The organism is Citrobacter sp. S39 (assembly GCF_009495675.1).
Taxonomy (GTDB): Bacteria; Pseudomonadota; Gammaproteobacteria; order Enterobacterales; family Enterobacteriaceae; genus Citrobacter; species Citrobacter freundii.
The window spans coordinates 1,177,929-1,198,070 of record NZ_CP045555.1 but is presented as its reverse complement, the minus strand read 5'-3'; the positions used below and the strand labels follow the sequence as shown (position 1 = coordinate 1,198,070).

At 52.8% G+C, this 20,142-nt stretch carries 19 protein-coding genes, 1 tRNA gene and 1 other RNA gene; 11 read left to right on the top strand and 10 right to left on the bottom strand.

The window, feature by feature from the left end; genetic code table 11:
* Positions 1-3 precede the first annotated feature (3 nt).
* The 8 genes from dppB to GFB57_RS05565 all read right to left on the bottom strand — a co-directional run bounded on the left by dppB (position 4) and on the right by GFB57_RS05565 (position 7,857).
* On the bottom strand, positions 4-1,023 hold the full coding sequence (gene dppB, locus GFB57_RS05600; protein WP_003024312.1) for a dipeptide ABC transporter permease DppB: 1,020 nt from the start codon (positions 1,021-1,023) through the stop codon (positions 4-6).
* A 166-nt stretch (positions 1,024-1,189) separates the two neighbouring features.
* Complete coding sequence (gene dppA, locus GFB57_RS05595) at positions 1,190-2,797, bottom strand: dipeptide ABC transporter periplasmic-binding protein DppA (protein WP_003024308.1); 1,608 nt, start codon at positions 2,795-2,797, stop codon at positions 1,190-1,192.
* A complete protein-coding gene (locus GFB57_RS05590; RefSeq protein ID WP_127674029.1) occupies positions 2,712-2,948 on the bottom strand; it encodes a hypothetical protein in 237 nt (78 codons plus the stop codon). Before GFB57_RS05590 ends, dppA begins: the two co-directional genes overlap by 86 nt.
* A gap of 513 nt (positions 2,949-3,461) precedes the next feature.
* A non-coding RNA gene (locus GFB57_RS05585) (RtT sRNA) lies at positions 3,462-3,595 on the bottom strand.
* Positions 3,596-3,626: 31 nt separating this feature from the next.
* Positions 3,627-3,703 (bottom strand) — tRNA-Pro (locus GFB57_RS05580).
* A 91-nt stretch (positions 3,704-3,794) separates the two neighbouring features.
* Positions 3,795-5,489, bottom strand: coding sequence for a kdo(2)-lipid A phosphoethanolamine 7''-transferase (gene eptB / locus GFB57_RS05575; protein WP_003024304.1), 1,695 nt, complete (start codon positions 5,487-5,489; stop codon positions 3,795-3,797).
* 212 nt (positions 5,490-5,701) lie between these two features.
* Complete coding sequence (locus GFB57_RS05570) at positions 5,702-6,904, bottom strand: MFS transporter (RefSeq protein WP_003024301.1); 1,203 nt, start codon at positions 6,902-6,904, stop codon at positions 5,702-5,704.
* 251 nt (positions 6,905-7,155) lie between these two features.
* A complete protein-coding gene (locus tag GFB57_RS05565) occupies positions 7,156-7,857 on the bottom strand; it encodes an autotransporter outer membrane beta-barrel domain-containing protein (protein ID WP_003024299.1) in 702 nt (233 codons plus the stop codon).
* A 157-nt stretch (positions 7,858-8,014) separates the two neighbouring features.
* Between GFB57_RS05565 and tag the strand changes: the two genes are divergently transcribed.
* Positions 8,015-8,584: a DNA-3-methyladenine glycosylase I gene (gene tag / locus GFB57_RS05560; protein ID WP_003846107.1), complete on the top strand. Its 570-nt coding sequence runs from the start codon at positions 8,015-8,017 to the stop codon at positions 8,582-8,584.
* Complete coding sequence (locus tag GFB57_RS05555) at positions 8,574-9,014, top strand: N-acetyltransferase (RefSeq protein WP_003024293.1); 441 nt, start codon at positions 8,574-8,576, stop codon at positions 9,012-9,014. The genes tag and GFB57_RS05555 overlap by 11 nt, the downstream gene beginning before the upstream one ends.
* On the opposite strand, the gene GFB57_RS05550 is transcribed toward GFB57_RS05555, so the two are convergent.
* Positions 8,983-11,316 carry a molybdopterin guanine dinucleotide-containing S/N-oxide reductase gene (locus GFB57_RS05550; RefSeq protein ID WP_003024290.1) on the bottom strand — a complete coding sequence of 778 codons (2,334 nt, stop codon included), beginning with the start codon at positions 11,314-11,316 and terminating at the stop codon, positions 8,983-8,985. The genes GFB57_RS05555 and GFB57_RS05550 overlap by 32 nt on opposite strands.
* Positions 11,317-11,475: 159 nt before the next feature.
* Here GFB57_RS05550 and GFB57_RS05545 point away from each other — a divergent pair, with 159 nt between their 5' ends.
* The 6 genes from GFB57_RS05545 to ghrB all read left to right on the top strand — a co-directional run bounded on the left by GFB57_RS05545 (position 11,476) and on the right by ghrB (position 17,429).
* Positions 11,476-12,138 carry an OmpA family lipoprotein gene (locus GFB57_RS05545; protein WP_003024287.1) on the top strand — a complete coding sequence of 221 codons (663 nt, stop codon included), beginning with the start codon at positions 11,476-11,478 and terminating at the stop codon, positions 12,136-12,138.
* Positions 12,139-12,279: 141 nt separating this feature from the next.
* Entirely contained in the window at positions 12,280-13,296 is a 1,017-nt protein-coding gene (locus tag GFB57_RS05540; protein ID WP_003024286.1) for a LacI family DNA-binding transcriptional regulator, read from the top strand.
* 99 nt (positions 13,297-13,395) lie between these two features.
* On the top strand, positions 13,396-14,145 hold the full coding sequence (locus GFB57_RS05535; RefSeq protein ID WP_003024284.1) for a hypothetical protein: 750 nt from the start codon (positions 13,396-13,398) through the stop codon (positions 14,143-14,145).
* Between the two features lie 3 nt (positions 14,146-14,148).
* Positions 14,149-15,087 (top strand): sugar kinase, encoded by a 939-nt coding sequence (locus tag GFB57_RS05530; RefSeq protein ID WP_003024282.1) that lies wholly within the window; start codon positions 14,149-14,151, stop codon positions 15,085-15,087.
* 64 nt (positions 15,088-15,151) lie between these two features.
* Positions 15,152-16,432 (top strand): MFS transporter, encoded by a 1,281-nt coding sequence (locus tag GFB57_RS05525; RefSeq protein WP_003024280.1) that lies wholly within the window; start codon positions 15,152-15,154, stop codon positions 16,430-16,432.
* Between the two features lie 22 nt (positions 16,433-16,454).
* Positions 16,455-17,429: a glyoxylate/hydroxypyruvate reductase GhrB gene (gene ghrB, locus GFB57_RS05520; RefSeq protein ID WP_003024278.1), complete on the top strand. Its 975-nt coding sequence runs from the start codon at positions 16,455-16,457 to the stop codon at positions 17,427-17,429.
* Positions 17,430-17,487: 58 nt separating this feature from the next.
* Here ghrB and GFB57_RS05515 read toward each other — a convergent pair whose 3' ends face one another.
* Positions 17,488-18,198 carry a DUF3053 domain-containing protein gene (locus GFB57_RS05515; protein WP_003024276.1) on the bottom strand — a complete coding sequence of 237 codons (711 nt, stop codon included), beginning with the start codon at positions 18,196-18,198 and terminating at the stop codon, positions 17,488-17,490.
* Positions 18,199-18,578: 380 nt separating this feature from the next.
* On the opposite strand from GFB57_RS05515, the gene GFB57_RS05510 reads away from it, so the two are divergent.
* The 3 genes from GFB57_RS05510 to cueP all read left to right on the top strand — a co-directional run bounded on the left by GFB57_RS05510 (position 18,579) and on the right by cueP (position 20,088).
* Positions 18,579-18,869 carry an HTH-type transcriptional regulator gene (locus GFB57_RS05510; RefSeq protein WP_003024273.1) on the top strand — a complete coding sequence of 97 codons (291 nt, stop codon included), beginning with the start codon at positions 18,579-18,581 and terminating at the stop codon, positions 18,867-18,869.
* A 279-nt stretch (positions 18,870-19,148) separates the two neighbouring features.
* Complete coding sequence (gene cspA / locus GFB57_RS05505; RefSeq protein WP_000014594.1) at positions 19,149-19,361, top strand: RNA chaperone/antiterminator CspA; 213 nt, start codon at positions 19,149-19,151, stop codon at positions 19,359-19,361.
* 187 nt (positions 19,362-19,548) lie between these two features.
* Entirely contained in the window at positions 19,549-20,088 is a 540-nt protein-coding gene (gene cueP, locus GFB57_RS05500) for a copper-binding periplasmic metallochaperone CueP (RefSeq protein WP_003024269.1), read from the top strand.
* The last annotated feature ends 54 nt before the right edge of the window (positions 20,089-20,142 follow it).

Here is a 20,142-nt window from a genome sequence, read left to right as displayed (position 1 = left end):
CCCTTACTTCTTATGCCGAATACGCGGGTTCACCACGCCGTACAGCAGGTCTACCAGCAGGTTGACGAGGATAATCATCGTCGCGACCAGTAATACCCCGCCCTGCACTACCGGATAATCACGGCGTTGCAGCGCATCGATCAGCCAACGTCCCAGCCCCGGCCACGAGAAGATAGTCTCGGTCAGGATTGCCCCTGCCAGCAACGTACCAACCTGCAGGCCGATAACGGTGACAACGGGCAGCATCGCGTTACGCAGAGCGTGAATGATGATGACGCGCATACGGGTCAAACCTTTAGCGCGCGCGGTACGAATGTAATCCTCACCCAGCACTTCCAGCATCGATGAACGGGTCATACGCACAATGACCGCCAGAGGTATAGTGCCCAGCACCATTGCCGGTAGGACCATATGCGCCAACGCATCGATAAAGTTGCCCTCTTCACCCCAGATGGCGGTGTCGATCAGCATAAAACCGGTCAGCGGATTGGAATCATCAAGGAACACCATGTCGCTCACCCGCCCAGAAACTGGCGTCAGGTTCCACTGCACGGAAACCAGCATGATCAGCATCATGCCCCACCAGAAAATCGGCATGGAGTAACCGGTCAGCGCCAGGCCAACGGCGGTGTGATCGAAAATGGAGCCGCGCTTAACGGCAGCAAGTACACCCACCGGGATACCCACTGAGACGGCGAAAATCATCGCGCAGACGCCGAGTTCCAGCGTGGCTTTGAATCGAGGTACGAACTCTTCCCACACCGGTAAGCGGCTTTTCAGTGAGATACCTAAATCGCCATGCATAACCCCCCAGATATAGTGGAGGTACTGCTGCCACATCGGCTTATCCAGACCGAGTTCAGCCAGCAGTTGAGCATGACGCTCAGGGGAGATCCCACGTTCACCTGCCATGATCATAACCGGATCGCCGGGGATCATATGGACGAAGGCAAAGGTGAGAAGAGTGATACCGATAAACGTGGGGATGACGAGTCCCAAACGTCGGAGAATGAACTGCAACATAACCCGGATTCTCTCTAATGACGCACGGCCTGGAACCGTGAGTCTGCATTGCTCACAAATCTTATCCCACGCAAACTGCATCGTGGGTAAAGCATTACGCCGGATGGCGCTGCGCTTATCCGGCCTACACAATACCGGGGCGCAGCGCTTCCTTGATTGCTTTTAATTATTCGACAGAGACGTTTTCGAAGTGGTGTTTGCCTAATGGATCAACCACATAGCCTTTTACTTCTTTACGCACTGGTTCATACACGGTGGAGTGAGCAACAATCAGAGCCGGGGCCTGATCGTGCATAACAACCTGAGCTTGCTTGTACAGTTCAATACGTTTGTTGTGATCGTCGGTCGCACGCGCCGGTTGGATCAGGTCTTCAAACGGCTTGTAGCACCAGCGAGAGTAGTTGGAGCCGTCTTTCGCTGCCGCACAACTGAACAGGGTGGCGAAGAAGTTGTCCGGATCCCCGTTGTCACCGGTCCAACCCATCATCACCGCCTGATGTTCACCCGCTTTGGCGCGTTTCAGATACTCGCCCCACTCGTAGGTCACAATCTTGGCCTGAACGCCAATTTTCGCCCAGTCAGCCTGAACCATTTCTGCCATACGACGTGCATTCGGGTTATATGGACGCTGTACCGGCATAGCCCACAGCTCAACGGTAAAGCCTTTGTCCTGACCGGCTTCCTTCAACAGCGCTTTGGCTTTCTCAGGATCGTAGGTGTAGTCTTTAACGTCGTCGTTATAGCCCCACATGGTCGGTGGGATCAGGTTTTTCGCGGCAACGCCAGCACCCTGATAAACCGCTTTGATGATCGCTTCTTTGTTTACCGCGTAGGTCAGCGCCTGACGGACTTTCACATCATCAAACGGTTTCTTCTCGGTGTTGAAAGAGAGGTAGCCAACGTTCAGACCGGCCTGCTCCATCAGGTTGATATTTTTATCCTGCTTCATGCGCGCGATGTCAGCCGGGTTCGGGTACGGCATCACCTGGCACTCGTTCTTCTGCAGTTTGGCGTAACGCACAGAAGCGTCTGGCGTAATGGAGAAGACCAGACGGTCGATCTGCGGCTTAGTGCCCCAGTAACCTTCGAATGCTTTATACAGAATACGAGAGTCTTTCTGGTACTGCTGCAGCTGGAACGGACCGGTACCGATTGGGTTCAGATCCACTTTCTCCGGGGAACCGGCTTTCAGCATGTTGTCCGCATATTCTTTGGAAAGAATAGAAGCGAAGTCCATCGCCAGGTCAGCCAGGAACGGTGCTTCCGGGCGAGTCAGTACGAACTGAACGGTTTTATCATCCACTTTTTTCACTTCGGAGATCAGGTCTGGCAGACCCATCCCTTCGAAGTATTCATAGCTGCCGCCAGAAACTTTATGGTACGGGTTCTGGGCGTTTTTCTGACGATCGAAAGAGAACACCACGTCATCGGCGTTTAATTCGCGCGTCGGTTTGAAATCTTTGTTGTCCTGCCACTTCACGCCAGGGCGAAGGTGGAAGGTATAGGTTTTACCGTCTTCGCTGATTTCCCACTTCTCAGCAAGTCCCGGGATCACTTCAGTTGTGCCGGTTTTGAACTCGACCAGGCGGTTATAGATCGGCACGGAGCTGGCATCATAGGTGGTACCAGAGGTGAAAAGCTGCGGGTTAAAGCCTTCAGGAGATCCTTCTGAACAATAAACCAGAGTTTTAGCCTGTACGCTTGCTGCGACGGTCATAGCCACCAGGCTCAGACCAAGCTTCAGCATCCCTGACTTCTTCAAGGAAATACTCATTCTTCTGCTCCAAATGTGATGTTTGTTGTTTTACCCTTTGCAATGGGTTTGCACCGCCTGGCCTTTTTTGTTTTTTACCCGGCCGGGTCAGCGTTAAGAGGATGGGGATTCCGTTCACATAAGCGACTGAGTTGCAGTGCGGATTCTCCATGAAATGCCCCTCATACCCTACAATCTGTCAACAGAATGTGAAAACGTCAATACAGGTAACCGCGATTTACACCAACGGTGAGAATTGGCAAACAAAGATTAAAAAAAGTGCAAGCGGGTATTTTCAGCAGGGAAATTTGTGCTACGCGCACTATGCCAGAATAAACATCTTCATACTTCGCAACATTTGGAGATTAACATTTATGCAATTTATTCAAATTTTCCCAATGAATGCTGCATATCTGAGCGATTAATGCCATGAACGTTAAAACGCACAGCGGAAAATGCCAGCGCCAGCCATAAGTAGCGCAAAAAAAGTTTCAAGCAAACATAAAAAAAGGCAATGGAATATGTCACAGAATCGTTAACTGTCAGTGGGAAGTGATGCACAATTTTTGCAGATAAAAGGAAGGTCAAAGGTGGGGTTGGAATAACGCCATACACGCTGGGATGAAACTGAGTCTGTAGGCCGGATAAGGCAAAAAACCCTGCTCGTTGAGCAGGGTTTTGAATTTGGTCGGTGATAGAGGATTACTCGCCACTACGTGGCTCGCCCTGCGGGCCGTTGCTGACGCAACGTTCTCTCGCTACGCTCGAGTCGAACCTCTTACCCCCGGAGGTTCTCATCCTCCTGGGCTATAAAGCAAAAAACCCTGCTCGTTGAGCAGGGTTTTAAAATTGGTCGGTGATAGAGGATTCGAACCTCCGACCCCTTCGTCCCGAACGAAGTGCGCTACCAGGCTGCGCCAATCACCGAATGCGGGGCGCATCTTACTGCTCAGCCACGCGCCCGTCAATCCCTTAGTATCAAAATGCCATTTGATCGGCGAGAAAGTCAGCAGCTCTGTTACTGGGCTGTAACCTTCTTCGCGTCCGGGATACGACACCAGTTGTTATTCTCGTTAATCCCCCCATTTGGCGAGGTATAACCAAGGCAACCCAGAACGGTATCGTACAGTTCCACATGACGACGCGGCACCTTCATCTCAGCTTCTTGCTTCAGGTGCGCAAATGCCTTCGCATGGTCAGGGTCTTCCAGATATTTGTCTGACATCCACACCATCATAGGAACGCGGAACTGCTCAGGCGGCGCCATTTTACGCGGCGTACCGTGCAGATGCTCACGTTCGTTAATTGACTCACCGTGATCGGCGGCGTAGAACACAATCGCTTTCTTATCGCGCAATTGATCAAACACTTTGGTAATAAAGTGATCAACGTAGGTTACCGAATTATCAAATGAATTAATCATCTCAGCTTTCGAGCAGCCACTATCCACGTTGACACACTCCGGCTTCCACTGTGCATATTCGCGGGTGTAGCGCTGGGTGTAGTTAAAATGCGAGCCCTTGGTGTGCAGAATAATCAGACGCTTTTCGCCATCATCAGTCTTCTGTAAAGATTGCTGCATCTCATTAATCAGCAGCATATCGTCAACGTTTTTGCCACGGTTACGCGGCTCAGCGCCAATCTGCTCACGATAGGCAATGTTCTCTGCCATAGTATTGCTGTAGAACCACATCTCGCTTTGCATCGCGTAAAGATCGGTCTTGAACCCTAACTGGCCGAGCACAGAAAAGACGTTTTGTTCTTTCAGAGTACGCTGCGGGTTTTCTTCCGCCCCGCCCTCGCGCACAAACATACAGCGCAGCGAAAGTTTAGTCGCCGTATCACAGGAATATCCTCGGAACGCGGCCAGATTTTTCTCCTGGGCGAGCCTTGGCGTGGTATTGCGCTCATAGCCAAAAATCCCCATATGATCCCAGCGGGTCGTTTCGCCAATAATAAAGACCACGTAGGTGTCGTCGAGGTTTTTGGGCGCAACATAGGTAAACTTCTTCGCCGGGTTCATCAGCGATTTGTTGTCTGAGGATTCATCCACCTGTGCCCAGGCGTACAAACCCAGCGCAGAGAGCCAGTTTGACGGCAGATAGGAATTCGCCACAACCCCACCATAGCTGGGTAAATCGATTCCTGTTTCTCGCTCAACGCTTCTCTGTTGCATGCTCAGCAAGCGAATCGGCGCCCATACCATCAGGCCAGCCACCAATACCACCGCCACGCTACGCCATCTCATGCCAGGCGTGCGGATCTGTTTCATCAGGGTATAGCGGCAGCGATTACTCCAAATCAGAACCAACGGTAAAATGCTGACCGAAACCAGCCACACGATAAAATGCCAGCCAACAACTTCTTTCGATAAATCAATATCCGTTGTCATTACGGAGGCAATAATACCGTAGCCAATGACCACGTTCAGGAAGGTCATGTAATAGCTGGCGCCAGCAGAGCAGAGCACCACAAACGTTGCCAGTACACGCCAGGCGCGTCGGCCAAATAAAGAGAGAATACGGAGTAAAAAGAAGGTCACCAGCACAGTGCCAGCTAATTCAACAACCGCAGAGAGTCCTTTCCAGACGGTAAACTCGTGCGCATATCCGCTAAAACGACGGAAAAACACAGCGCAATTCATAAAAAGACCGATATAGATCGCCAGCAAGAAACTCAGCTTCTGCTGCGTCATCGATTTGATATATCTCATGCAAACAAACCCTGGAGGAAGGGATAAAAACACCCTGCGCAAAAGCCTGTCAGGCCATACAGGGGAAAAGTGCGACAAATGCAGATAATAAGACAATTCTACAGCGCAGGTAAGTAGACCACAGGAGGGAAGAAAAGTGCTTATAGAGAATGCAAACGGCGCATATATTTTTGTAAATATATGCGCCGGGCATTAATCAGACCACTAATAGATCAGGCGTGTGCCTCGGTATAGACGCTACGCTGCGGCTGACGAATAGTGGTAGAAAGCGCCAGCGAGATAATTAACAGCGCAAAGATAACGCAGAAGGTCACATAGAATCCGCCGAACAGCGAGGCGATAATGGAACCACAAATGCTACCGATACCGAAACCTAAGTAAATGACACCGTAGTTTTTAGCCAGGTTGTTCAAACCGAAGAACTCACTCACCAGTGACGGGAACACGGTGATGGTGCCGCCAAAGTTAAATGCCACACAGGCAATCGCCGTAAAGAAGGTCACATCATTCAACGGCGCGAACAGCAGTGCCGCCATACCCACCAGCGAAACGACCTGCCCAATGGTGATAACGCGAATACGAGAGATTTTGTCGGACAGAATCCCCAGAACCAGACGACCGGACAGGTTAGCGATAGAAATCACGGTCACCGCGTTTGCCGCCGTTGCCACATCCATATGTGCCAGACTTTGTGCGATATCTTTCGCCACGCCAATTACGTACAGCCCGCTCATACACGCCGTCAGGAACATGACCGCCAGCATCCAGTACTGCGGTTTACGCATGGACTGCGCCAAGGTGTAGTCATTCTCAACCACGCCATTTTTCGTTTTCACTTCCTGATTCGGGGCGTCTTTCATCAGCGTGGAGCCAAAGACGATCATTACCAGCACAATCGCGCCCCAGATCATGAAGGTTTTTTCCAGACCCACGGTGCTCAACAGTTGGCTATCGATGAATTTAAAACCGAGGCTGCCAAGACCGTAAGAACCGATAGCGAAGGCGGAAATCAGCCCTTTACGCTCCGGGAACCATTTTACACAGTTGGAAAGCGTTAACAGGTAGCCTGCGCCATCCGCCAGACCAACCAACACACCAGCGCTCAGCCACAGCATAATCAGGCTGTCAGAGTGTGCCGTTAAGAAGAAGCCAACACCGAGTAAAATACCGGAGGCCATGGTGACGCGTTTCACGCCAAAACGTTCCTGCAGTTTCCCGGCGACGGAAGAAGAAATTGCCAGCCCGAGGCTCAGCAGGCCAAAGGAAAAGGCAACCTGACTCACCGGCGCATCAAGCTTAGAAGAAAGCGCACCGTTAAACAGGCTCCAGGTATAAACAGAACCTAAAGCAAATTGGGTAATGATGGTGCCGATCAGTGTCAGCCAGCGGGTACGCTGATAATCAGAAGTTTTCATGGCAGTCTTCCTGCATAAACAAAATGGGAAATTCTCTGCCAACAACCATACCGAAGCGTTTTTATGAGCAGGGGAAAACGGCATGAAATGCCGCCAGGACGGAATGAAATGCCTGGAATGCGGAATGAATGACGAGACAAAAAGTCGGGTTACTGAATTTTATCGCATGAGTTAGTACACGCTATCGCTGGAGTGCGTGTGATTGTTAATCTCAACATGTAATCAAGATGTTTATGTGATGATTGTTTACGTTAAAATTTGGCGCTCACTCCCATGGTGTACATATAGTCGCTGTTGTTGGTGCTATTTTCCGCCTGCGACAGCGCCGCGTAAGCCGCCATATGCGGGTTCAACAGCATATCCGCACCGACGGTAACATCTACCCAGTTACCGTCCTGACCCGCCGCCGTCATGCGACTGAGACCCGACTGCGCCTTCCAGATATTTTCGCCAAACTGCTGGTTATAACTGATTTGCGCCCACGGTCGCACATCACCGAACTGCGAATTGACTCGCCAACCCAACGAGCTCACGCTGGCATGCCACAGCGGATCGTTCTGCGTTGCCGACGTCGCGCTATCGCCAAATTCGTTGTAAGTAGATGTGGTGGAACCGTCATAATGCAGCGCGGCAACCGGACCGGTTGTCACCTGCCTTGAAAGCGGGAAGTTCCAGCCCATACTCATGCCGCTGGTGGCATCCATTGGCGTCTCATCCGCCAGATTCACCACGGGCCCCGCCACGTTCTGAGTGGAACGAATACGTTCTTCCAGAATGTCGTTATAACGTGGTTGGTGATCGCTGTCCCATGTATAACGTTCAGCCGTATGCCCTGACAGCGCATCAACGATATATTCTTGTTGCCAGCCATATGCTGTATTGATGGACAGCGCACAAACTATGACGCTCGCCAGAGTTAACCTTTGGCGACCACTACTGTTTCTTATAAGCATCAACGCGACTCCAGAAAAGAGCCGAATTCGGCGATATTATTGTCATTGTGTGAAGTATTTGGGCCAGCAGGCCTTGTATTAAATATTGTCTTTTTAGCTGGCGCGTCAAGGCGGGCCGAATGAAATTTTTACGCCAGTAAAAACAGCGAGGAAGAATATGCAGCGTTGCGGATGGGTCAGTCAGGATCCACTTTACATTGCCTACCACGACAAGGAATGGGGCGTCCCCGAAACCGATGGCAAAAAGCTGTTCGAAATGATCTGCCTCGAAGGCCAGCAGGCCGGGTTATCGTGGATTACCGTACTCAAGAAACGGGAAAATTATCGCCACGCTTTCCACCATTTTGACCCGGAAAAAGTGGCAGCCATGACCGAAGAGGATGTGGAAAGGCTGGTACTGGATGCCGGCATAATTCGCCATCGCGGAAAAATTCAGGCCATTATTGGCAACGCTCGCGCCTTTCTGACGATGGCACAAAACGGAGAGTCGTTTAGCGAGTTCGTCTGGTCATTTGTTGATAACCAACCGCAAGTGACCCGCGCCGCCAACCTGAGCGATATTCCCACCTCCACGCCTGCGTCAGACGCGCTGTCTAAAGCGTTAAAAAAACGCGGATTTAAGTTTGTCGGCACCACCATTTGTTACTCCTTTATGCAGGCATGCGGCCTGGTCAACGATCATGTCACCAGCTGCATCTGTTATCCGGGAGAACAACATGATTCGTGAATCAAAGGCTGAAGATCTACCGGCGATTCTGACGCTGTGGATGAAAAGCACAATCCATGCCCATCCGTTTATCGAAGAGCGCTACTGGCGCGAAAGTGAATCCGTGGTGCGGGATGTTTATCTGCCAGCCGCGCAAACCTGGGTGTGGGAAGAAGAAGGCGAGCTCAAAGGTTTTGTCAGCGTCATTGATGACCGCTTCCTCGGCGCGCTGTTTGTCGCGCCTGCCGCCATCAGAAGCGGGATCGGCAAAGCGCTGGTGCAGCATGTGCAGCAGCGCTTTTCGTTACTCAGCCTGGAGGTCTACCAGAAGAATCAATCAGCGGTGAACTTCTACCATGCGCTGGGTTTTCGCATTGAAGACGGCGCATGGCAGGAAGAGACTCATCATCCTACGTGGATTATGGGCTGGCAGGCGGATCAAACGCCGTAAGCGCCAGGTTCGGTCCGCTGTATTTTTCGAGCCACGCCAGCGCGGTGTTGCCTGCGCAGCCATTCCCCAGCTTCGAGCTGGGGAGATCTTTGGTCAGCACGTTGACGGCGCCATTTTTACAAATACCGTTCGCTGCGAGATCCAAATCCGGCCAGGCGCCTTCATGAATACAGATAACGCCGGGTTTAATACCCGCCGTCACCACCGCGCCCGCCAGAACTTGACCACGCTGGTTCCACACCCTGACCGTATCGCCATCCGCAATGCCGCGCGCGTGGGCATCCTGCGGATGAATCGTTACCGGCTCACGATCCGCTACCGCATACTGCTCACGCAACGCGCTGTAGTTAAGCTGACTGTGCAAACGGTGCGCCGGATGGGCGGAAAGCAGCTGTAGCTGGCCCGGTTCGGCGTTACCGAACCACTCATCCGGCTCCAGCCACATCGGGTGCCCCGCACAGTCCGCGTAGCCGTAACCAGCAATCCTCGCGGAGTAGATTTCAATTTTTCCGCTGTCCGTTTTCAGCGGATGAGCCTGCGGGTCGCGGCGAAAATCCGCAAAACGGATAAACTGCGCGCTGGCGGCATTTTCCGGCATTTCGATCAGGGCGTTGCGCTGCCAAAACTCGGCGAAAGGCGGCAATGTCACCTGCTGACTGGCCCCACGTTGCCCGGCAATATTGTAAAACGTCTCCAGCCATTCCAGCTCGCTTTTGCCTTCGGTGAATCGCTCGTAACCGCCCTCTTCCCAGCGTTCACTCAGCTCGGCAAAAACATCATAATCATTTCGCGCTTCGTCCTGCGGCGGCACAACCTGCTTCATCGGCACCAGGTGCTGGTTGCTGTAATCGCCGGTCATGGTCACATCATTGCGCTCAAAGGAGGTGGTCGCTGGCAGTACGATATCGGCATGCTTCGCTGCGGCGGTCCAGAAACACTCCGAGATAACCACCAGCTGCGGTTTTTGCCAGGCGCGAATTAAACGGTTAGTGTCCTGATGATGGGTGAAGTTAGCGCCACCAGCCCACCACAACATGCGGATGTCCGGGAAATGGCGGTCCATGCCGTTGTGCTGGTAAAAACCACCGGGATTTTCCAGCGCTTCAACAATTCGCGCCACCGGGATTTTATCTACCGCGTCGGTACCGCCTTTAACGCTGCCCTGCATTGAAGCCAGCACCGCAGCCCGGCGCGTTGGATTGCCGCCGTTGGCAAAATGGTACGACAGCCCAAAACCGCCGCCTGGCGTCCCGATTTGCCCGAGCATGGCGGCCAGGGTGACGATCATCCAGTGTTTCTGCTCACCATACTGTTGGCGCTGCATCCCCCATCCGGCCATCAGCATAGTGGTATTTTGGTGAAATATCGCCGCAAGTTCGCGTATTTTTGTTGCGGGTATACCGCAAATCTCCGCAGCCCACTCTGCCGTTTTCACAACATCATCAGATTTACCCAGCAGATAGTTTGCAAAACGGTCATAGCCGGTGGTACACCGGGCGAGAAAATCCTCGTCATGCCAGCCGTTTTCCACCAGCGTATGCGCGATGCCCAGCATCAGCGCCACGTCGGTCCCCATATGCGGGGCAATCCATTCCATCTTTTCGCCAAAGAATTCGACGCTTTCCGATCGCATCGGATCGATACAGATCAACCGTTTACCGCTGTCGCGCAAAGCCTCAAAGTAAGCAAGCCCCTGCTCATCGGACGCGTTCCAGGCAATCTTCAGTGTATTCAGCGGATTAGCGCTCCATAACACCACCACCTCGCTGTTCTCAAGCACCACAGGCCAGCTGGTTTGCTGCTGGTAAACTTCGTTACAGCCCACCACGTACGGCATGATCGCCTGCGCAGCCCCCGTCGAATAATCCCCCAGATGCCCGGTATAACCGCCTGCCAGCGCCATATAACGCTGTAGCAGAGTTGCCGCTTTGTGTAACACGCCATTAGATCGCCAGCCGTAGGAACCGGCAAAAATCGAGGCCGGGCCGTAGCTGTCACGGATACGTTTATGCTGCGTATGGATAAGATTCAGCGCATCGTCCCAACTGACGCGAACAAATTCATCCTGCCCACGCACGCCCTGGGGATTCTCCGGCGAGGCGAGAAAGCCTTTACGCACCATTGGAAAACGTACCCGCGTTTTACTGTGAACCTGGTCGCGCACCACGGTTTGCAAAGAGTTGGGATGGGAAGTGGGCAACGCGCCACACGAGGAGAAAACCGTCTCACCATCGGTGTCGACGAGAATTGGTCCCCAGTGGGCGGCGGTTAACACCGAGTAATGTGCGGGTGAATTAGCCAAGATGGCGCTCCTGAATGCGATGTGACGGCTTATTTATTATGCCGTTCAATGTTACTTACAAATTTCAGAGTCTTCCCTGGAATTTTCTTCATGTTCACACGTCATAATCAACCGCCACGGTCGCTGTGGCAAAGAAGAAAAAGTCATTAAGGAATTAAGATGAAGAAACGTGTTTTTGTTATTGCTGCCATCGTGAGCGGCGCCCTGGCGGTTTCTGGCTGCACAACAAACCCTTACACCGGCGAACGCGAAGCGGGTAAATCCGGCATTGGCGCGGGTATTGGCTCTCTGGTCGGCGCGGGCATTGGCGCACTCTCTTCTTCGAAGAAAGATCGCGGTAAAGGCGCACTGATTGGCGCGGCGGCGGGTGCGGCCGTTGGTGGTGGTATCGGCTATTACATGGACGTGCAGGAAGCCAAACTGCGCGAAAAAATGCAGGGAACGGGCGTCAGCGTGACGCGTAGTGGCGATAACATCATTCTGAATATGCCGAATAACGTCACCTTCGACAGCAGCAGCGCCAACCTGAAACCTGCTGGTGCCAACACTCTGACCGGCGTGGCAATGGTACTGAAAGAGTACAATAAAACCGCCGTCAACGTGCTGGGCTTCACCGACAGCACCGGCAGCCAGGATCTGAATATGCGTCTGTCTCAACAACGCGCGGACTCCGTGGCCAGCGCCTTGATCACGCAAGGGGTTGCCGCTAATCGTATCCGCACTCAGGGCATGGGTCCGTCAAATCCGATCGCCAGCAACAGCACGGCGGAAGGTAAAGCGCAGAACCGTCGCGTAGAGATTACGTTGAGTCCTGTGCAGTAATCGTTGAGCCGGGTGGCGGCTTCGCCTTACCCGGCCTACGTTCGACATGTAGGCCCGGTAAGCGCAGCGCCACCCGGCAAATTACTTGCTTCGTCAGATTTTCCCGCTAAGGTATTCACACGAAATTCATGGAAATCAGCGATGAGCAAATCAACACGGGCAACCATCAGCGATGTGGCGAAAGCCGCAAAAACCGGCAAGACCAGCATTTCACGCTATCTCAACGGTGAAAAGCACCTGCTTTCCGACGCGCTACTGGCCCGCATTGAACAAGCCATTGCCGATCTCGACTACCGTCCCAGCCTGATGGCAAGAGGCCTTAAACACGGTCGTACCCGCCTGATTGGCCTGATCATCGCCGATATTACCAATCCCTACTCCGTCAACGTGTTGAGCGGCATTGAAGCTGCCTGCCGCGATAAAGGCTTTACCCCGCTGGTGTGTAACACCAACAACGAAGTGGATCAGGAACTGCATTATCTTGACCTGCTGCGCAGCTACCAGGTCGAAGGGATTGTGGTCAACGCCGTCGGGATGCGCGAAGAGGGGCTGAACCGCCTGCAGCAGTCTGCGCTGCCGATGGTGCTGATTGACCGTAAAATTCCCGATTTCGCCTGTGATATGGTCGGGCTGGATAACACCCAGGCGGCAACGGTTGCCACGGAACATCTGGTCGAACAAGGTTTTGAAGCCATCCTGTTCCTCAGCGAACCGCTCGGCATGGTGAATACCCGCCGCGAACGCCTGAGCGCTTTTCGCGCCACCCTCGCACAGTACCCCAGCGTTATCGCACAAAATGCCGAAGTCCCGCTCACGGACAATACGCAACTGGACGACACCCTGAGCCAGTTCCACCAGCAGCACCGGGGAATGCGCAAAGCCGTTATCTCAGCCAATGGCGCTCTCACACTGCAGGTTGCCCGCGCCCTGAAACGCATTGGCCTTAACTGGGGCAGCGATATCGGCCTGCTCGGTTTTGACGAACTGGAATGGGCCGAACTGGCGGGCGTTGGTATTACCACGTTGAAACAACCTACCTGGCAGATTGGCTACACCGCCGTTGAGCAGGTTGTACGCCGGATCGATGGCGGCTCTGCTGCCATTCAGGAACAGGTCTTCTCCGGCGAACTGATCGTTCGCGGCTCTACCGCCCGTTAAATTTCCTTCGTGATGGTGATCATAAATTCAACATCATAAGCTTTTCTTTGGAACCGGTTCCATCTAGCGTTATAGCAAGAACGCTAGTCTGGAGTTTCCATGAAAAGAAAAATTATGGTGGTCACCGCCGCTTACGGCCATGACCAGGTACGGGCCGCTGGCGGGCAAACGGCAATGCTGCCCATTATCGCTGAAGCCGGTGCTGACGGCGTCGAAATCCGCCGCGAATTGCTGACCGACGCCGAGCTGCACACGCTGTCTACGGTGGCATCTGCTATCGAAATCTTCGGCCTGCTGGCCTGTTACTCAGCGCCTGAGCCGTTGTTCCTTGAGGACGGTAGCCTCAATCCCCGACTTCCTGCGCTACTTGAAGAAGCACAGGCCCTGCAGGCGCTATGGCTAAAAGTCTCCCTCGGCCATTTCTCCCATACAGAACAGTTCAACGTGTTACGTGAATGGCTGGACAACAGCGGAATGGAACTGGTTGTCGAAAACGATCAGACCGCCTGCGGACGCCTGAAGCCGATGCAGCGCTTTAACGAAGCCTGCCAGACGCAAAATCTGCCGATATCTCTGACCTTCGATATGGGCAACTGGCTGTGGGTGGGCGACTCCCCGGAACAGGCGGCGCAGAAACTGGCGTCAACCGTTGGGTATATCCATGTCAAAGCCGCCGTTGCACATCGCGACAGCTACCGTGCCGTACCGCCTGATGCAGCCGATCCGCGCTGGCTGACGCTGTTGAAAACGCTGCCGGGCGATGTTCCACGCGGCATTGAGTTTCCCCTGGAAGGGCAGGATTTGGCGGCGGTTACCCGCCGTTACGTCGAGTTGTTACGCGAGGAGTAACGCATGAAAAATTCACTGGATGTGGTAACGATTGGTGAAGCGATGGCGATGTTTGTCGCCACGCAAACCGGCGAACTGGCGGATGTGGAGCAGTTTCTCAAGCGCGTTGCTGGCGCTGAACTCAATGTGGCGACCGGTCTTGCCCGGCTGGGCCTGAAGGTCGGTTGGGTAAGCCGTGTAGGCAACGACAGTTTTGGCCGTTTTATCGTTAAGTCGCTGGAAAAAGAAGGGATTGATGCGCAGGGAGTCACCCAGGACGAGCGTTACGCTACCGGCTTTCAGCTTAAATCTAAGGTCGAAAATGGAACCGATCCCATTGTGGAATACTTCCGCAAAGGTTCCGCTGCCAGCCACCTCAGCATTGAGGATTATCACGAAGCCTACTTCACCAGTGCGCGCCACCTACACCTGAGCGGCGTAGCGGCGGCGCTTTCTGCCAGCTCTTATGAACTACTGGCGCATACCGCCCGTACCATGAAGGCCCAAGGGAAGACCATCTCGTTCGACCCGAATTTGCGCCCGGTGCTGTGGAAAAGCGAAGCCGAGATGGTGGAAAAACTGAACCGTTTGGCATTCCAGGCCGACTGGGTTTTGCCCGGATTAAAAGAGGGCATGATTTTAACCGGTCAGCAGACGCCTGAAGCCATCGCCGACTTTTATCTGCGCCACGGGGTGAAGGCCGTGATCATCAAAACCGGGGCTGATGGCGCCTGGTACAAAACCGCCGGCGGTGAACAAGGCTGCGTTGCACCGGTAAAAGTCGACAACGTGGTCGATACGGTCGGCGCAGGTGATGGCTTTGCCGTGGGCGTTATTAGCGCACTGCTGGAAGGCCGTTCGTTGCATCAGGCGGTGACCCGCGGCAATAAAATTGGCGCACTGGCCATTCAGGTTCAGGGCGACAGCGAAGGATTACCCACACGTGAACAATTAGGGGAATAAATTCCCGGCCAACTCTGTACCCTACATACAGAGGCGGCGTAACAGCATAACCAGAGGGCAGTCTATGAATAGCTCAACTAATGCAGCAAAACGCTGGTGGTACATCATGCCAATCGTGTTTATCACGTATAGCCTGGCGTACCTTGACCGCGCGAACTTCAGCTTCGCCTCCGCCGCAGGTATCAACGAGGACCTCGGCATTACCAAAGGGATCTCTTCCCTGCTGGGCGCGCTGTTTTTCCTTGGTTATTTCTTCTTTCAGATCCCGGGCGCAATTTACGCCGAACGCCGCAGCGTACGAAAACTGATTTTTGTCTGTCTGATCCTCTGGGGTGCCTGTGCGTCGTTAACCGGCATGGTTAGCAATATTCCAATGCTTGCCGCCATCCGCTTTATTCTTGGCGTCGTTGAAGCCGCGGTCATGCCCGCAATGCTGATTTATATCAGTAACTGGTTTACGAAGTCCGAGCGTTCGCGCGCAAACACTTTCCTGATCCTCGGTAACCCGGTTACCGTCCTGTGGATGTCCGTGGTTTCCGGGTATCTGATCCAGGCGCTGGGCTGGCGGGAAATGTTCATCATCGAGGGCTTCCCGGCCATCATCTGGGCGTTCTGCTGGTGGGTGCTGGTAAAAGACAAACCGTCTCAGGTCGGTTGGCTGTCAGAATCTGAAAAAGCCGCCCTTCAGGCACAACTGGAAAAAGAGCAGCAAGGCATCAAAGCTGTGCGTAACTATAGCGAAGCCTTCCGCTCACGTAACGTCATCCTGCTGTGTATGCAGTATTTCACCTGGAGTATTGGCGTCTATGGTTTTGTCCTGTGGCTGCCGTCGATTATCCGCAACGGCGGTGCAAATCTGGGGATGGTTGAGGTTGGCTGGCTGTCATCCGTACCTTATCTGGCGGCGACGGCGGCGATGATCCTCGTTTCCTGGGCCTCCGATAAACTGCAAAATCGTAAGCTGTTTGTCTGGCCACTGTTACTGATAGCTGCTTTCGCTTTTATCGGCTCCTGGGCCGTGGGCGCAGACCACTTCTGGATTTCTTACACGCTGTTGGTTATTGCGGGTGCGGCAATGTATGCCCCTTATGGTCCTTTCTTTGCCATCATTCCTGAAATGCTGCCGCGTAACGTTGCCGGGGGTGCAATGGCGCTGATTAACAGTATGGGCGCGCTAGGCTCATTCTTTGGTTCATGGTTTGTCGGCTACCTCAATGGCGCTACCGGCAGCCCGTCCGCCTCGTACATTTTTATGGGGGTAGCGCTTTTTGTCTCAGTATGGCTAACTCTCGTTGTTAAGCCTGCTAATAATCAACAGCTACCTATTGGCGCACGCCACGCTTAAATTTTAACTTACGGAGATTCGCATGAAGCCGTCCATTATTCTCTATAAAGCGTTACCTGACGATTTACTGCATCGCCTGGAAGAGCATTTTACTGTGACTCAGGTGCCTAACCTGCGCCCGGAAACGGTCGCACAGCACGCTGAGGCTTTTGCCAATGCGGAAGGTCTGCTGGGCTCCAGTGAAGCCGTCAATACCGCTCTACTGGAGAAAATGCCGAAACTGCGTGCGACCTCCACGATTTCCGTCGGCTATGACAACTTCGACGTCGATGCCCTTAACGCGCGTAAGGTGCTGTTGATGCACACGCCAACCGTACTGACAGAAACCGTCGCCGATACGGTGATGGCGCTGGTGTTAAGCACCGCTCGCCGCGTGGTAGAAGTGGCTGAACGGGTGAAGGTCGGTGAATGGACCAAAAGTATCGGGCCGGACTGGTTCGGTACGGATGTGCACCACAAAACGCTGGGGATTGTCGGCATGGGCCGCATTGGGCTGGCGCTGGCACAACGTGCGCATTTCGGCTTTAGCATGCCGATTCTCTATAATGCGCGCCGTCATCATCAGGAAGCAGAAGAACGCTTCAATGCGCGCTACTGCGACCTCGATACGCTGTTACAAGAATCCGATTTTGTCTGCCTGATCCTGCCGTTAACCGACGAAACGCATCATCTGTTCAGCACCGAACAGTTTGCCAAAATGAAGTCTTCCGCCATTTTCATTAACGCCGGACGTGGGCCGGTGGTCGATGAAAAAGCACTGATTGCCGCCCTGCAAAACGGCGAAATTCATGCCGCTGGCCTGGATGTGTTTGAGCAGGAGCCATTACCGGCAGACTCACCGCTGCTGTCGCTGCCAAACGTGGTTGCTGTGCCGCACATTGGTTCAGCCACGCACGAAACGCGCTATAACATGGCGGCCTGTGCGGTGGATAACTTAATCGATGCGCTGCAAGGACGCGTTGAGAAGAACTGCGTAAACCCGCAGGTCGCGCGATAAACAAAAGGCCGGGTAGCGCTTACACTCACCCGGCCCTTCATATCTTACAGCGGCTTAATTACTGAGCGGCATTCACCGCAGCAGTCCAGGCCTGGTTAAATGCCTGATGTTGAGCAGCCAACGGGCCAATCAGCGTGTTGTACTGACTTGCCTGCTGTGACGTTGGGAACTGGATACCGTTGGCGACAAAGCTCACCTGCGTATCCTGCTGCGCCACAAAATCACCAACCTGCACTAACTGCTGCGTGAAGATTTGCGCTGCAGGGATCAGCGGCTGTAACGCCTCTGCAGGTACAGTAACGACTTTATTGTAAACCTGGTCAAAGACCGGCTTCAGATCTTCGCCCTGCTTCAGCGCGCCATGCGCAGCATCTGCCTGTAGTTTCGCATTCTGCAACTGTTGCCCTAATACACCTAGCGCACCATTTGCCTGACGCAGCGGCTCACGCTGAGTCACATAATCCTGAGGAACACGAATCGCATTTACGCTATCAACCACCGGACGTAGACCGGAGTCCATCGCCTGATTAACCTGCTGCGAATAGCCATACAGAATCGCGTAATCGGACACAAACGGGCCAAACTGTTTTTTCTGATCGGCGGTCAGCGTTGGTAAACGCTCTCCGCTACGCATTGCAGTATTCTGCAGAAAATCGATAAACGCTTTACGTTGATCGCCTTCTTTATCAAAACACCCACTCAGGCCAACTACCATTAAGAGCGCCAAAACAGGCGCAAACCAGCGAGAGCAGGACTTACCTGTCGCCATTTTAATACTCCTTTCACCCAAAAATGCGCACAACGACACCCGCGTGCCTGACGTTAACAAGGATAGTCCAGGTCAGCCCCGCAAGATACCCTTTCCGCATAATCTTGTGGGGGAAAATAACCGTTCCCACCACCGTTCGTTTTGCTAAACAATGCTGCATTTACTACTCGGCGTCATATTTTAGTCATCTTTACAATCGGAATCGATCGTTCGGAGATCCCGACCTTTATCAGTTTGTTAGCCAGTAACAGATTGTCACCTGCGATCTGCTGAAACGAATCCAACTCTCAAACCCCGAATCCGACTTCATTTTTTGCGACTACTCTTAATGAGCTTCGAAGAAATTCACGATCCCGCTGTGTGATTTGTAGGAGTTCTCAATGGAATACAAAGATCCTATGTTTGAACTGCTGAGCAGTCTGGAGCAGATTGTTTTTAAAGATGTATCGCAGACGGTCACTCTGACGCAAAAAACCAACCCTTTCACCGAATTTGAACAGTTACGACGAGGGACAGGTTTAAAAACAGATGATTTTGCCCGAGTAATGGGCGTGACAGTCGCGATGGTTCATGAATGGGAGTCTAAACGCGTAAAGCCTTCCACTACCGAATTGAAGTTAATGCGCCTGATCCAGGCAGATCCAAGATTAAGTAAGCAACTGATGGATTGAACTATTTTTCAATTTTGCTTAAAAACGGTCCTGTAACGGGGCCGTTCCCTTACGAAGGTTATCCACAAAAAAGAAAATAGTAGTTGCATCCACATGCGTAAAATGAGTTAATGCCCTCAACGGTTTGACGTACAGACCATTACAGCAGTTAGTAAGGCAAGTCCCTTCAAGAGTTATCGTTGATACCCTTCGTAGTGAGCATTTCCTTTACTGTTAAAAAATCTGTAAAGCACGCCATATCGCCGAAAGGCACACTTATTTTTTAAAAGGTAATACACTATGTCCGGTAAAATGACTGGTATCGTAAAATGGTTCAACGCTGACAAAGGTTTCGGCTTCATCACTCCTGACGATGGCTCTAAAGACGTGTTCGTACACTTCTCTGCTATCCAGAACGATGGCTACAAATCTCTGGACGAAGGTCAGAAAGTTTCCTTCACCATCGAAAGCGGCGCTAAAGGCCCGGCAGCTGGCAACGTAACCAGCCTGTAAGCTTAAAAAGCTCAAGATTCTGAATCCCTGCCAAACGGCGGGGATTTTTTTTATCTGTACTTCTTAAAACGCCTCGCCCACACGCGTCTTTGCATTACTTTACCCGCCGCCCCTTTGACCTTTCCCTAAGGGCAAGCTTTATAGTGAGCCAGTCTGTATTCCACAACGTTCACAAGGAATTGAAGCTATGTCGAAATCCTCATTACTGCTGGTTTTAGGTTTACTCACCACCGGTAGCGCGTTCGCCGCAACCCCTGAAGCCACTTTTTTGGCGGAACACGGGCTCAGCGGAAAATCCGTCGAGCAAATCGTCGAGGCCATTGACCAGTCTCCACAGAGCCGCCCACTGCCCTACTCGGCATCCGTCACCAGCACTGAACTGAAGCTCTCTTCAGGCGATCAGATCTATACCCTGCCGCTCGGTGACAAGTTCTATCTGTCATTTGCCCCTTATGAATGGCAAACACATCCTTGCTTCAACCACAGCCTTTCCGGTTGCCAGGGCGAAATGCCGGAGAAGACATTCAATGTCAAAGTGACGGATAACAAGGGTGATGTAGTGCTACAAAAAGAGATGAAGAGCGGTCGAAATGGCTTCGTCGGGGTTTGGCTACCGCGCAATATGGCAGGCACCATCGCAGTAAGCTACAACGGCAAAAAAGCGGAGTATCCCATTAAGACCATGGAAGACAGCCAGACCTGTCTGACTAAATTACAGCTGCGCTAACAACATAAAAAAATGCCGGATGGCGCAATGCTTATCCGGCCTACTGGTGTTTAT

Coding starts and splice junctions, on each gene's coding strand:
- dppB (WP_003024312.1), bottom strand. CDS start 1,023: ATGTTGCAGTTCATTCTCCGACGTTTGGGACTCGTCATCCCCACGTTT.
- dppA (WP_003024308.1), bottom strand. CDS start 2,797: ATGAGTATTTCCTTGAAGAAGTCAGGGATGCTGAAGCTTGGTCTGAGC.
- GFB57_RS05590 (WP_127674029.1), bottom strand. CDS start 2,948: ATGGAGAATCCGCACTGCAACTCAGTCGCTTATGTGAACGGAATCCCC.
- eptB (WP_003024304.1), bottom strand. CDS start 5,489: ATGAGATATATCAAATCGATGACGCAGCAGAAGCTGAGTTTCTTGCTG.
- GFB57_RS05570 (WP_003024301.1), bottom strand. CDS start 6,904: ATGAAAACTTCTGATTATCAGCGTACCCGCTGGCTGACACTGATCGGC.
- GFB57_RS05565 (WP_003024299.1), bottom strand. CDS start 7,857: ATGCTTATAAGAAACAGTAGTGGTCGCCAAAGGTTAACTCTGGCGAGC.
- tag (WP_003846107.1), top strand. CDS start 8,015: ATGCAGCGTTGCGGATGGGTCAGTCAGGATCCACTTTACATTGCCTAC.
- GFB57_RS05555 (WP_003024293.1), top strand. CDS start 8,574: ATGATTCGTGAATCAAAGGCTGAAGATCTACCGGCGATTCTGACGCTG.
- GFB57_RS05545 (WP_003024287.1), top strand. CDS start 11,476: ATGAAGAAACGTGTTTTTGTTATTGCTGCCATCGTGAGCGGCGCCCTG.
- GFB57_RS05540 (WP_003024286.1), top strand. CDS start 12,280: ATGAGCAAATCAACACGGGCAACCATCAGCGATGTGGCGAAAGCCGCA.
- GFB57_RS05535 (WP_003024284.1), top strand. CDS start 13,396: ATGAAAAGAAAAATTATGGTGGTCACCGCCGCTTACGGCCATGACCAG.
- GFB57_RS05530 (WP_003024282.1), top strand. CDS start 14,149: ATGAAAAATTCACTGGATGTGGTAACGATTGGTGAAGCGATGGCGATG.
- GFB57_RS05525 (WP_003024280.1), top strand. CDS start 15,152: ATGAATAGCTCAACTAATGCAGCAAAACGCTGGTGGTACATCATGCCA.
- ghrB (WP_003024278.1), top strand. CDS start 16,455: ATGAAGCCGTCCATTATTCTCTATAAAGCGTTACCTGACGATTTACTG.
- GFB57_RS05515 (WP_003024276.1), bottom strand. CDS start 18,198: ATGGCGACAGGTAAGTCCTGCTCTCGCTGGTTTGCGCCTGTTTTGGCG.
- GFB57_RS05510 (WP_003024273.1), top strand. CDS start 18,579: ATGGAATACAAAGATCCTATGTTTGAACTGCTGAGCAGTCTGGAGCAG.
- cspA (WP_000014594.1), top strand. CDS start 19,149: ATGTCCGGTAAAATGACTGGTATCGTAAAATGGTTCAACGCTGACAAA.
- cueP (WP_003024269.1), top strand. CDS start 19,549: ATGTCGAAATCCTCATTACTGCTGGTTTTAGGTTTACTCACCACCGGT.